Genomic DNA, 12,290 nt, shown 5'->3' on the forward strand with positions numbered 1-12,290 from the left:
ACTGACCCGCAACCCTTTCAGCAGTAACTTTGACGCTGGCTGAAATGAGCGCATGGTCATTTCCCCTGTCCAGTGCTTTGGAGCCGATCGAGCCGGTTTGGCACTGGATCACCTTGGAATATTCCTTTCGATCCGTCTGAGCGGTTATGAGCGCGCTCAAGGATCGTTGCCGGAGAGTTGCTGGCCAGGCTTCGTCTCAAATCCAGCTCGGTTTTGAGATTATCTATCTCCTGCTGAAGCCCAGAGTTTTGCTGACCGATCGCTTTAATCGCGACGTCATTCGCCGCAACGTTCGGTTCTTTGGTGCCGGTGAGCATGGTTCTTTGCAATAGCAGTGCTTTACCCAATACGTCGGACAGTGCTACCTCAGAAGCAAGCCGTTTTGCGAGCACGTCCTGATCACGTTCGGTGCGCAGCGCCTCTACCACTCCTCGAGTGACGGGCAAGGAGTCGCTGCTGGCCAACGCAAGGTTCTCGGCTGTGGCTGGCTTGCTTCCAGACAACATATCGTTGAGAGCCTTGAGTTTGCTGTCATACGATTCTTGGATCAGAGGGGTCAGTCCCACGCCGGCGGTTGTCACTGTCTTACTGCAGCTATCACAGGTCTGCTGCTGTTGTTCGCCCAATACTCGGTTCGCGAAATCTGTCGCTTGCTGAGGGGATGACCAGGTGTTGCATAGGAGACCCGTGCCGCAACTGGATGAGCTGATCGAAGAGGTTTCGGTTGGGCTGCGACCAGTCATCAAGTTGTACCCCGCCCTGGTAACGTCACCCACAACCTTGATCGGTTGCTGGCCAGAACCGCCAGCTTTTTTGCCACCAACCCAGGTGACGCCGTCATTCCCGCTTTTCCTTTCCACATCAGAAACGGCGGTGACTGCGTCAGTGTTGGACGCTACGGCCTGAGTCATCGCTTGTCCTTCGGCCAACTTGTTCCAGCCCATTTGATTGCCGGCAACGTCGACCATCTTGTCAGCAATAGCCCGACAGGTGCCTTTGGACCGGTCGAAGTCCAGACGGCCTTGAAGTATCCCGTTGGTCAGCAGGTTATAGAGCGCAGGGTTGGCACGCTGCAGGATTAGACCTGGTAGCGAGGAAACTGCCTGTGTGGCGTTCGTCAGTATGGAGCCCATGATTGTCTGAAAGCCTTGGCTTGCGCCGTTGAGCTGATTCTGCAGTGTATTGGTGAGGCTCATGTTTCCGCAGATCAAGTTTGAGTTCCAGCCACCGCCAACTTCGATATGGTCCATGTTACCGGCGCTACCCATGCTGACCGCGCTGCCACCACCGACGCTATAGAGGAGGTCGTCACCGATGACACTGCCTGAGGATGAGGCGTTGATGGGATTGGCTGCCGCCGAGGCCGTGCTCGCAGCCAAGATACAGATGAGCGCTGCGCTCATGATGCTCACAGGTTTCATAACGTCTCTCCGGGAGGTAGTCATTGGAAGTCAGTGCTCCCAAGGAAGGTCTGTCCTTTGCGCTCACAGCATGAGTAAGGCCGCCATAGCGCCCAGGCGTACCCCCCGTCCTGGGCTTGAACCTGAGGGCCATCGTGCGGGAAGACCGCGCATGTCTGACTGAGGGTCGGGGTGAGCTCCTGCCATTTGCCAGTCGTGGGGTCTCCCTCGATCAACCCTCCTGCCGGCCAATACCCATCCTGAGGCGCGGCAACTATCGAGAGATACACGTGGACTTGGCCATCACGAGTCACGACATCGCCCGCTCGTTCCGCGACAACAGCACCGGCTTTGTAATCGTCGGACTGATGAAGAAATCCGCCCCGTGGGTAGACATTTCCCCAGAGATTGCCTGATGCCATTCCTCCGACGTCGCGACGCCCTGGGATCAGGGCTTCGGGGTATACAGACTCAGGAATCCCATATCTCCACGCGATCGTGTCCAGCGTGCTTAGCAGGTAGGGCACGAGCGGTGTCGTAGCCCCTTTGCAGGCGTAACCAGAACCACTGGCAAACTGACTGAAGATTGGACCCGAGGGGTGGCCGATCACGTCTGCGTTTTTGAATTTTGCGAGATCGTTTTCGTTGTTGTGGTTGGTGGTCCCGTCGCCACCATTCTGAGCGAACGAGGTGGGAGAGCTCAGAGCGGACATCTCAACCCAAGGGTTTTCGCCGGTATTGGAGAAGCTTGAAACAACGGCATCAGGGATATAATGCCGAACCTTGGCTGATGTTTTGACCGTGCATCCTATGGGCGTGCAAAGGAGCCAGTAGCAGATGCCTACTACCTTGTACTCAAGGCAGTCTGGCGACAACGAGGCCGCGGTGATTGTCGCTGATGTGATTGCTGCGAACGCTGGAGATACACTGGCCATTGCCAGCGCGAGTATTAATCGGCGTGGTTTGCGCATGAAGGTCATGGATGCATCTCCCGATAATTCGAGATCAACTGCATCGCGACCGACACGTTCGATTCGCCGTACACAACGTACTTACGATCAACTACGACGGCTGGGACTTTCGTGATCCCAAGGCTCCAGGCGTCTGCAATCCCCTGTTGAGCTCTCGTCAGATCTTTCTGCAGGCGGACTCCATCGGTTGAGCGAAGCCTTTGTTGCGCGATGGCCATCCCTTGCTGCGGATCTGCGGGAAGGTGTTCGGAAAGCTTGTCCTGCAGTCGCTCGCTATCGTCCAGCAGAATGATACGAACACCCGCTGGAGACTGGACAGGATGATGACTGTCAGTGATCACCCACGCTTCGGAGTGTGCAATAGATGGGAGTGCTACGGCGCAGAGCAAGAGCGCCTTCAGCACCTGCGTTAAAAGGCGCAGCGCGCCAGACGTCGATGGGATGGCCATGTGGCTGTACCTGAGATTGATATCAGGTACAGAAGACGGGATTAGAGCAGAGCCGTCAGCACGAAACCATTACTGGAAAGGTGAGGGTTTCAGTGCAGCGACTCAGACGGTTTCTGCCCGATGGAGGCTTGTCTCGTGGTATCGGTTCCTGATGCTGCAAGCCAGTCGATTGCCGACATTAGAGCATCGTCGTTTGACGCACCGATCAACTTGATCGAACGCCGGGTTTGCTTGTCCCTGATGACTATCGTCGGTGTTGCCGTTATGCCTTCAGATCGGGCTTGGTTCGCTTGGGTTTGGATTCTTAGACCGATGCTGATATCAGGCTTTGCGCACTGCTCTAAGTAGTTCGCCAGTTTGGGTTCGGCAGTGGTAGGCACGCCATTGGCCAGACCTTGTCCATTTGATCGTGTTTGTTGGTAGATCAGATCAACTGTTGCCCAGAATGCAGCGTTGCCTCCTTTTGACCCTACGCACTCTGTTAGACGTGCCTCGTGACTGGCCACCGGGTCGTGCATCGACAGCGGAAGATGGTGCCATTCTAGATTCACGTCAGGGTGGCGATCCACCCAACTACGGAGCACCGGAAAGTATTCCTTGCAAAACGGACATTCCAGATCAGCGTATTCAGTGATAGTGAAGCGGGCTGTCTCGCTGCCGGAGGTCCACGGGCCTGCAAGGGACTGTGGCACAGCGCGTGTCGCCGGCGAATCTCTAAACACAAAGAAGCACAATACCTCTGCCACAATCGCCAGACTGAAAAGCAATCCTAGACTCCGGATTTTTTTCATATCACCGTTCCGCCAGCACGAACGTCAGTTTCAATCGAGAGTGGTTTGCCGAACAGCTCGTTTTCTAGGTTCTCGAGCAGGGCCTGTTGAGCCGCGTCAGGCAACGGATGTTGTTTTTGCCATGTATCGAGCGCTTTTCGGATTTGTGCCTCGATTTCCCTGCGATCAACCGCACTGCGTTTCACCATTTGCAGATTTTCGATCAGGACCGGCGCACACACATGCAGCGTCGCCAGGGAGTCCTCGACCGATTCACTTAGAATTCGCGTCAGTGAGTCGATCAGATTCTGTGTCAAGGCGTCCATGGTTCTCATGCCTGGTTCTCCAGTTTATTGCGTGGAAAGGTGAGCTTTGCGGGTTCAATTCCGCGTTTGCGATCCAGGTCTGCGGCGACTTCAAGCGCTGCCCCCAGTTCGTCAACTGCCAGGCTTTGCATCAGGTCGTACCTGTGCTTCTTTTCTTCAGGCTCAGTCATCGCCAAAGCGAGATAGAGGCTGGGAGGGACCGCACGGAACAATACCTCCATGGATTTGGATAGGACGACTCCCTCGGTGTATTTACCGCTTTCCTTTCGAGCAGACAGCATGAGTGTTTTCTGTGCCGGCGTGAGTTCTCGGAATTTCGCGATTTTTTCAACTTCGTCCGGCGGCATGTTGAGACAGATCCACCACTCGATCATATTGAGCATCGGTGCAGCCGCTGGAGGAAGATCGTCGATGTTCTGGGTTGCCAACCAGAACCATGCACCCAGCTTTCGCCACATTTTGGTGATCTTGATGATGTAGGGGGAGAGCAGTGGGTTTTTGGTAACGATGTGGCCCTCGTCCGTCACGTTGACGATGGGTCGGCCTTTGTACTGGTCGCGTTCAGCGATGTTGTTCACGGTGTTGATCAACGAGATATACGCAATGGATAGCTGCGCGTTGTAGCCTTCTCGTGCATATGTGGCCAAATCAACAATCGTGACATCCGCTTCGGGCCACGGAGTCCCCTCTCTGTTGAACATCTCACCGTCTGAACCCATGCAGAACATGTCCATCGCCTCCGCCATCTCATGCATGCGCTCGCGGCGGTTTTCGGGAATCCCCGGATCTTTGCCTGCATTGCTCAGGGCGTCCCGAACATCCTGAGTTCTTACAGTTCTACCTTCGATTGAGCAGGCCTTCGCCGCCGAGAGGATGCAATGACGTATTGCGCTACGATCCGCCCGCGTGAGGCGGGCATCTTCCTTCTCCTCACCGCCGGTGATCATCAATCGAGCAACGATTTCCATTTCTCCGAGCACGTCCCGCTCATCATCCTGTTCAGGTTTTGTGTTGAGGTGCGCATCCGAGCTCTCGATGTCTTCTGCGTCGAGGGTGGTTACTTTATGAGGTGTTTCTACCAAGCGGATGGCATCCGCAAACGGCGCCAGGCTGACACCTGAACCAGGAGAAAGCTTCAGGCGGTTCACCGTCAATCCGAGTTTTTTAGCGAAGTCGCCTAGCAACCCAAAACTGTTTCCGGCCTCAACGATGAATAGTCTTGGTCGGTATATCGCGATCAGCTGATTGAGAAGGTTGTTGAGTGTTGCTGATTTGCCCGCCCCAGTCGGGCCGAACAGGAACATGTGGGCATTCATCTGCCGATCAAGCTTGTTCAACGGGTCAAACGTCAGCGGGGCGCCACCACGGTTGAATAGCGTCAAACCGGGATGGCCCGTACCGCTTGATCGACCCCACACGGGTGAAAGGTTTGCTACGTGCTGGGCGAGCATCATCTGGGCATACCAGTCGAGAGCGTTTTTTTGGTTCACATCAAAGTTCGCCGGCAGCCACCGCAGATAGCTGTTCAATGGCGCTACCTCGTCGCTCGGCGTGACGGGCTCCATGCCTGCCCCGAGTAAAGCGTTTGTGAGCTCCATGCTCCGGCTGTTCAGCTGCTGCTCATCTCGGGCGCTCAGATAGAAGGCGACACTGCCGCGATAGAGTTTGTGCTTACGGCCGATCAGTTTCCCTACCTCATCAACGGCTTCCCGAGTGAGTTTCGACGCCTGGTTGTCCCCTACCGATTTTCGAGCCAATTTTTGGAGATGTGCCTCAAGTACGTCCTGAGGAGTGATGACCAACGTAATGTTGAGGACAGTGTCCTCAGGCAACTTATCGAACAGGGCATGCAAAGCGTCTCCGCCTTTCCGGGTCTCACCTGTGAGATGACCTGTTTTAGGCGCATCGCGCAGCCGATCGAGGACGATCACGCGGTGGGGAAGGCCGTCGAAATACCAGAGGCCCTTTTGTGCATCGGACTGTGGCTCGCGATAAAAAAGCCCCTGAGCGAAGTCTCCACCGCTGGCCAGTGGGAGCTCGTCCTCTTCGGGCGTTCCTGCACGGGCGTTAACCAGTTCGAAGAATTGATCGATGTCCTTACGGCTAGAGCCGAGATGATCGGCGTGCGGGTTAAACCAATGCAGAAGCCAGTGACGGATGTCGTGGCCATCCATGCGTCGAGTTTTGATGCCGGCGTTGGCTAGCCCTCCTACCAGCCTCTCACAAATGTTTTGCAGGTATACGGCAGGTGACTGTCCACGAATAACGCCGTCTCCAGTGCTTCGACGGTAAACCACCATCCTCACCCGACGTTCCTGGCCTCGCCATGGAAGTTGAGACACCTTCGTATCCTCAAACAAGCCGCCGGGCTTGGATACAGCCGCGAGGTGGTGTTTGAACAGCTGCAGGTACATTTCAGTGAATGCCGTGCCTCTTGCGCGTGGCTGGATGTAAGCGCGGAGCTTGTCTTGGTAGTCTTCCCAGCTGGTTTCGTCCTTGGCATAGAACTGAACCACCCACGGCGAAGTGTCCAGCTCATCGAAACTGTCTTGGAGAGCGTTTTCCATTGCGTCCCGGGCGCGACGTAACCATTCAGGATCCCGCCCCTCGGTACCGATTGGAATAATCTCGAAAAACGCCGCGAGCGACTTCCCATCTTCAAGGAGCATCGCCTGCTCTTGTGGCAAATACTCCACCCACGGCAACAGATCTACGAAGCTTGGGTTGACGCTGTACTTCGAAGCCACATCTTGCTGTGTAGCTGGTTTTTGTTTGGTATTTTGCCAGTGTCCCGGTGCCGGAATGCCTTGAGAGGCGAGGCGTTCAAGATAGCGCTCCAGACTCGCTTGAAACTGAGCTTCTGAGCTCGCTTGGGACTTGGAGGGACTGGCTGCTATCGGGTCCGCTGCGACTAGCGAATCTTGAGGCGGCTGCTCCAGGACGGGATCATGCAGGAACTCGGTCGACAACTTCTGGCGTCTTTCAAAAAAGCCCATCAGTATTCCTCCACGCGCTCGCCGGGCATCGCGTATTGAACGCGCTGATAGAGAGGAAACACAGTTGTATATCCCGGCACCGGCGCAGGGTCAGACCCGGCCAGGTGAGGGAACACGTACATGACCAGGTCAGGGTTAGGCAGACGCTTGAACTGGCTGTAGATCTCGTTTTGGGAGGTGCGGGCATACGTTTTATTATCAGCCTGCTCTGCAAGACTCCCTACGTCCACTGCGCGCCTAAGCTGGGCTCGAGCGTCGAGCATCTGCCGATTGCCAGAGCTATTTCCGACGCCAGTCGTACCTTGATCCCACACATCCAGCATCGTGCTGTCGCCGTGGGGAAGCACTTTTTCTTTATCGGTTGAGCACCCACTGATCACCAACATACACATCGTCATGCCCGCCACGACCAAGTGAATGAGGTGCGGTACGCGATCAGTCCAGATTGGCCGCTGCATGTTGTGCTCCTGTGCCGTAGTTGACCTTGCGGCCCTTGATTTCATAGTCGATGTCCAACTCTTGGTCCAAGTGCAGTACCACCTTCGCGCCAGGTTCCACGTAGACGGCTGCGAATGCCTGACCGTAAAGCTTGTTGACCCAGCTCGAGATGTCGCTGACACCTTGGTTCAGGATCTGTCCCATGGCTTGATTCCCTGATACGCCCGTGGCACCCAGCGTCCCATTCGCACCTGTCACAAATGATGAGGTTGTATTGTCGGTTTTGATCAGAGAGGCTGCGCCGGCTCCGGCAGCAGTGATAAGAGCTTGCGATCCAATGTATTGAGTCGCGTTGCTGCGTCGCTCACCACTGATGCAAGGAATACCGTATGGGTCGCTGATCCAGCCCATGCCTCCCTGCACTGGCTGTGGCTGGCCATTGGTCGATTGACTCTGATTTTGGTTGGAGTTGTTTTGCTGGCCATCTTTGGACGGGGCTGGCAACGTTCTGACCGTGCCGTCGGTGAACACAAAGGTCATGCTACGGATCTGGCCGCGCACGCACGACAGAGTCCAGTCACCTGACGCGGTACCGCTGGCCACCGCACCGGCCACATCGGGGAGATCGATTCCGTTGGCAGTCAGGTTGTCCGGGCCGATCAGAACTTTGAACGGGTAGGGATCATTGACAGTACCGTCCACGGGTACTCGTCCAATGAGAGCCGACATGGCCACCGATCCCATCAGAGTTGAGTTCTGAGGCAGCGTGTAGACGCGGCGAACTTTCTTGCGCGCCTCCTGAGGCCCGCTCACGGTCTCATTGACTTGCTGTGCGCCTGTACTCAGCGCTTTCTGGCCTCGGTCGATTGAGTCTCCAAATGAGCTCGGGAAATTGAATCCTGTGGGCGTTTGCCCAGAGCCCGCCGGGAGCGGTTTGCCTGTAGCGTCGATCGCAGTAGCATCTTGAGGATTGACCCAGACTATTTCAGGTCCGTCTCCTGATTTTTTTAAATCTGCACCATCGCTCGCTTGTACACCCAAGCCGATCGGCATGTCGCTCCCTGAATTATTCTTGCCGATCTGGGAGAGGTTGGTGAATTGCTGTTTCAGCTGCTCGGCCATCCCCTGTTGTTGGACTTGAGTATCCTCTTTCATCTGATCCTGAGCTGCTTTGATCCGCTGATCCATGGTCTGGTTTATGTTTCCCAATTGAGTCTTTAGCGCATCGTTCTCCTGTTTTTGGGCTTTGTTATCGCTGATCACTTTGCTGATTTGATCTTTCAGCTCGCGGCTTTCAGCAACCATGGTCCGCAACGTATCACTGGGTGTGTCACCCTCGACGCCGAGCGCTTTTGCTTCCTCTGGCGTAAGCTTGGGCGTTTGCGCCTGTTGCACTGCATCGGCGGGTTTGTTGCTGAAAACTTTGACGCCGATCAAAATCGCGAGAACGACGGCGGGCAGCACTAAAAACTTGAGCAATGGATTACCGGCCATGGGCACGCTCCGCTGAGGCTCGTGGATCTATTTGTCCAACCACCGGAATCACTGCCTGGGCGATGCCATGCCCCCGGGTTACCAGGTACAACGTCGTGGTATCGGTAGCATCTCCTCGAGCGCCAAGATAACTGTGCTGAAAAGTAGCGGTAACGAAATCCCCCATCAATTCACGAGGATCTAGCACTAGGCGCTGGGATGTCTGGTTTCGCACCTTGAGCGCGGTCACCCAGTAGTCATCGAGCCGCCAGGCACCGAGCACGGATACACCTGCAGGCAGGGTTGGCATGACATTGGAGAGATCGGTTTTTCTGTCCGGCTTTACTTGGGTAATACCATTCACAGGCTCAACCGTTCGAAGCGGTGCATAAAGCATTTGAGCGGCGTACCGCGTTAGAACGACGGGAGCTGGCGTTTCGCGTTTCGGCGGCGCCTCTTCTTCGGCCTCTTCCTCATCACTGGATGCCTCCGGTTTCGGAGGTGTCCGAGTGGACGATTTAGAGGGTGCCTTGGCTACTGTGCCTCCGTAGCGAGTGGGTGAAGACTCTCCTGCGACAATCTTCACCGGTTCCAGTGCAGCCTGGTCTTTTTGGGGCGGCATTGCGGCGATGTCCACAAGGATAATTTCCCCCGTCTGTACGTTCTGCAGTTGCAGACGGGTGGGCTCGATCGGTTCCTTAGCCTGTAAGTAGATCGCTCCACCGATGCTCTGCACTCTGAGCTTGTCGTTGATGGAGCGGGGCAGTCCGACACGAACATTCTGGTCGACAAAGATGATGCGCTCTTGATCCACGATCAGTGGTACAGCGAGAGGCATGCGCTCCCAGCGCAGTATTTCAACGGCCTGTGCTGAAAGCGTGAGCAGCGTCAGCGATAAGGCAATTGCAGCCCGTGCAAGACGAAGATCGTTTTTCATTTACCACCTGCCTGAGCGGGTTTGGGTAACTCATCCGGATTAAGATCGATCCGTTGAGGCGTTCCGCTGTAACAGTCCCAGGCCATACCGAATGGATTCTTTTCGGCATCGAAGTCTTGTTTGATGATGTGCAGTGGATAGCGTGCAAGCGCACGCTTCACCCGCTCGCCGCCGAGGTACTCATCCGCAGTGATATCAAGATTCACAGTCCACTCACTGATCGACAATTGCTGTACGCGGTAGGTCGGATCATCGCCGTATCCTCGGCCAGGTATCTCATAGACGCCGCGAACACGCTTACGCAATTCTCCGCTGTTACGCCGGAGTTCGAAGTCGCTCTGCAGGTACGCTTTACAGGAAGGGGTCAGGTAGCTACTTAGTTGAAACAGGTTCCGGTCGTAATCATCTTCGCCGTTGGTTGGCCAGCGGTTCATTTGCTGGAAAATGTAGAAACCAAACGTGTAGACAGATTCCGGAGGAATATCCCACCACTTCCGTGTACTGCCTGAACGCAGATCTGGAGGCACGTGAATGGTCAAGTCGCGAGGCGCGGACCACCACCCATAGCCCAGGCCTGCGCAGACACTGGCGATCACTACGAGCGCGATACGCAGGCTGACAATATGTGCGCGTTGCGCGTCCGAAAGCTTCCAGAATCGGCTCATACCTGCCCCCGCCGTTTACAGGTCCAAGCCCCTGATCTAAGGATCAAGCGTCCCGCGTTCAGAGCGGTTGGGCCGTTTTGGGCAATCAGCAACTGGACTTGGCGATAAAGCCACGTCTCTGGTCGACCGCGCTTCCAGCGGCGAAGAATCTTCGCGGCGACCAATAGCCCGAGTGTCCCACCTCCCAAAGCGCCTATTACGGGCATCGCGGGGGTAATGAAAAATGCAAACGGGATTCCGGCTACGAAACCGATTGCAGCACTGCCAAAAATGGTCGCCCACATCTCATCGGCTGTGAGCCCCCCGATAACGACCGGCTGGTTGTTCAACCGGCTTGGAAGAAATTTGAGTGTCCCGTCCTCAAGCTGATCTAGTAGCAACTCGCTCATCTGAACACCTGCATCATCAGAGGACGGAAGTTGCTTTGGTGACGAGGAAGATCGTTACGCCGATCAAGCTCACACCGACCACTGCGGTCGCGCCAAGGTCGGCCCATTTGGCCTTGCCCATGTGGATCTCGTGATACACCCCCAAGGCATGCCGCCCCACCATGATGAGTGCGTAAGCGCAAAGAACCAGCCCCAGAAATGTAAAGCCGTCATAGGCGTAATTCTGGAACGTTTGCATCCAGCTACTACCCTCGCCGCGTGTCGGAGCTTGCGCTTGAGGTAGTGCTGCAAAAGTCATTTCGGGAAGCGCGGTGACGCCTACCAGCACGCCTAGAATGAGCGCCTTACCAAAGCCGCTGGATGTTGAGCGGGAAAGGAACGACATTGAATTTCTCCTTTGAAGAATGTCAGTGCAAAAGCATGAAGGTCATGATCATGAACAACAGGGTCCAGCGAATAACTCCGCCTGTAGCAGCTGCTCTATCCAGATTGCGGGTGGCCCATCCGCGGTAAATGCTCTGAAATGTCCACACGCCCCAAAGCACTATCAGGGCCACCGCTAGGCCTACCCATAAAGTGCTGCTTTCGGTTGCCGTGAACCCGCCTGCGGTCGAGAAAGCGCTTGCCTGCGCCGACGTCATCGACATGGCTAGTGATCGCTGCTGGTGGTGTAGTGCCCGGATAGCTCGGCGGTGTCTCTAGGCTGGGCGCGAGAGGGTGTCAGATAGTCCTGTAGTCCCTGCCGCATGCGGGCTATGTCCCGTGCCAGGCTTTGGTAATCGAAGTGGTAGCGCTGAGATCCGTCATTGGGCAGTTCGCCGCTGCGCTGGGCCACGGCCTCGAGAGCGTTTAATTCTCGGATCATGATTGCGATGTTGGCTTGCTCAGAAGCAGTACCGGCAGCCTCCGCGTGCGTGGATGAAAGCAGGCAGCCAAACACCGCGGCGATCAACCCGTAACAGCGGCGCAGAGGGAAGAGTTTTTTCGCGGGGAGAGACGTATTCACTTCGCAGACCCTGGATGCTGTGGAGGCAATATCCACAGCATGACCAGAGACCGAACTTGAATCAGCAGAAAACCCTTTTCACGAGCTGGAGGGTTTGACCACCGGGCCTAGCAAGTCGTGTCAGACAGGGACCGGTCGTTTGAAGAAGAACAGAAACCCGATTGTGAGCGGGTATCCAAACGCCCATCCCTGGGCATTCTGATTGCCAATTTGATCGTGCCCACGGGTTACTTGTTGGACGCTAATCAGCTCCCATCCATCTTGGCCGTGTCGGTTGAGGAGATCCCTCGACTCGGGATTCTCAAGGTAAGCGTTCACATCGGGCTCTGTTGTTTCGTTCTTCGAGCGAAACAGGACGCCCGTGGTAACCGATTTATAAGGCAGTGGCAGATAAGCGTTGCAGTATTGAAAGGAAAGCATGGGGCACCTGCGGTTTGTGAACAGAGCCGCAGGCTTGCGAAATACCGCCG

The 12,290-nt window shown here is 55.7% G+C and carries 15 protein-coding genes; all 15 read right to left on the minus strand.

Annotated features, from left to right (window positions below; translation table 11 throughout):
• Positions 1–56: 56 nt before the first annotated feature.
• Positions 57–1,403, minus strand: coding sequence for an integrating conjugative element protein (locus ACIQAL_RS21990; protein ID WP_401149806.1), 1,347 nt, complete (start codon positions 1,401–1,403; stop codon positions 57–59).
• Positions 1,404–1,441: 38 nt separating this feature from the next.
• Entirely contained in the window at positions 1,442–2,335 is an 894-nt protein-coding gene (locus tag ACIQAL_RS21995) for a TIGR03756 family integrating conjugative element protein (protein ID WP_401149808.1), read from the minus strand.
• A gap of 41 nt (positions 2,336–2,376) precedes the next feature.
• Positions 2,377–2,820: a TIGR03757 family integrating conjugative element protein gene (locus tag ACIQAL_RS22000; RefSeq protein WP_401149457.1), complete on the minus strand. Its 444-nt coding sequence runs from the start codon at positions 2,818–2,820 to the stop codon at positions 2,377–2,379.
• A gap of 89 nt (positions 2,821–2,909) precedes the next feature.
• On the minus strand, positions 2,910–3,611 hold the full coding sequence (locus ACIQAL_RS22005) for a DsbA family protein (protein ID WP_401149459.1): 702 nt from the start codon (positions 3,609–3,611) through the stop codon (positions 2,910–2,912).
• A complete protein-coding gene (locus tag ACIQAL_RS22010) occupies positions 3,608–3,925 on the minus strand; it encodes a hypothetical protein (RefSeq protein ID WP_401149462.1) in 318 nt (105 codons plus the stop codon). The genes ACIQAL_RS22005 and ACIQAL_RS22010 overlap by 4 nt, the downstream gene beginning before the upstream one ends.
• Entirely contained in the window at positions 3,922–6,912 is a 2,991-nt protein-coding gene (locus ACIQAL_RS22015; RefSeq protein WP_401149464.1) for a conjugative transfer ATPase, read from the minus strand. The genes ACIQAL_RS22010 and ACIQAL_RS22015 overlap by 4 nt, the downstream gene beginning before the upstream one ends.
• The gene (locus ACIQAL_RS22020) at positions 6,912–7,370 is read right to left on the minus strand and encodes a TIGR03751 family conjugal transfer lipoprotein (protein WP_401149467.1); all 459 of its coding nucleotides are present in this window, start codon (positions 7,368–7,370) and stop codon (positions 6,912–6,914) included. Before ACIQAL_RS22020 ends, ACIQAL_RS22015 begins: the two co-directional genes overlap by 1 nt.
• Entirely contained in the window at positions 7,348–8,844 is a 1,497-nt protein-coding gene (locus ACIQAL_RS22025; RefSeq protein ID WP_401149469.1) for a TIGR03752 family integrating conjugative element protein, read from the minus strand. Before ACIQAL_RS22025 ends, ACIQAL_RS22020 begins: the two co-directional genes overlap by 23 nt.
• Positions 8,834–9,661, minus strand: coding sequence for a TIGR03749 family integrating conjugative element protein (locus tag ACIQAL_RS22030; protein WP_401149809.1), 828 nt, complete (start codon positions 9,659–9,661; stop codon positions 8,834–8,836). The genes ACIQAL_RS22025 and ACIQAL_RS22030 overlap by 11 nt, the downstream gene beginning before the upstream one ends.
• 95 nt (positions 9,662–9,756) lie before the next feature.
• Positions 9,757–10,425: a PFL_4703 family integrating conjugative element protein gene (locus tag ACIQAL_RS22035; protein ID WP_401149472.1), complete on the minus strand. Its 669-nt coding sequence runs from the start codon at positions 10,423–10,425 to the stop codon at positions 9,757–9,759.
• Positions 10,422–10,814 carry a TIGR03750 family conjugal transfer protein gene (locus ACIQAL_RS22040; RefSeq protein WP_401149475.1) on the minus strand — a complete coding sequence of 131 codons (393 nt, stop codon included), beginning with the start codon at positions 10,812–10,814 and terminating at the stop codon, positions 10,422–10,424. The genes ACIQAL_RS22035 and ACIQAL_RS22040 overlap by 4 nt, the downstream gene beginning before the upstream one ends.
• A 16-nt stretch (positions 10,815–10,830) precedes the next feature.
• The gene (locus ACIQAL_RS22045) at positions 10,831–11,199 is read right to left on the minus strand and encodes a TIGR03745 family integrating conjugative element membrane protein (protein WP_401149478.1); all 369 of its coding nucleotides are present in this window, start codon (positions 11,197–11,199) and stop codon (positions 10,831–10,833) included.
• Positions 11,200–11,221: 22 nt separating this feature from the next.
• Positions 11,222–11,461 (minus strand): TIGR03758 family integrating conjugative element protein, encoded by a 240-nt coding sequence (locus ACIQAL_RS22050; RefSeq protein WP_401149481.1) that lies wholly within the window; start codon positions 11,459–11,461, stop codon positions 11,222–11,224.
• Positions 11,462–11,463: 2 nt separating this feature from the next.
• The gene (locus ACIQAL_RS22055) at positions 11,464–11,820 is read right to left on the minus strand and encodes an RAQPRD family integrative conjugative element protein (protein WP_401149483.1); all 357 of its coding nucleotides are present in this window, start codon (positions 11,818–11,820) and stop codon (positions 11,464–11,466) included.
• 120 nt (positions 11,821–11,940) lie between these two features.
• Positions 11,941–12,240 carry a DUF4177 domain-containing protein gene (locus ACIQAL_RS22060; protein ID WP_401149486.1) on the minus strand — a complete coding sequence of 100 codons (300 nt, stop codon included), beginning with the start codon at positions 12,238–12,240 and terminating at the stop codon, positions 11,941–11,943.
• Positions 12,241–12,290 lie beyond the last annotated feature (50 nt).

This window comes from Pseudomonas sp. NPDC088368 (assembly GCF_044753445.1).
GTDB lineage: Bacteria > Pseudomonadota > Gammaproteobacteria > Pseudomonadales > Pseudomonadaceae > Aquipseudomonas > Aquipseudomonas bambusae.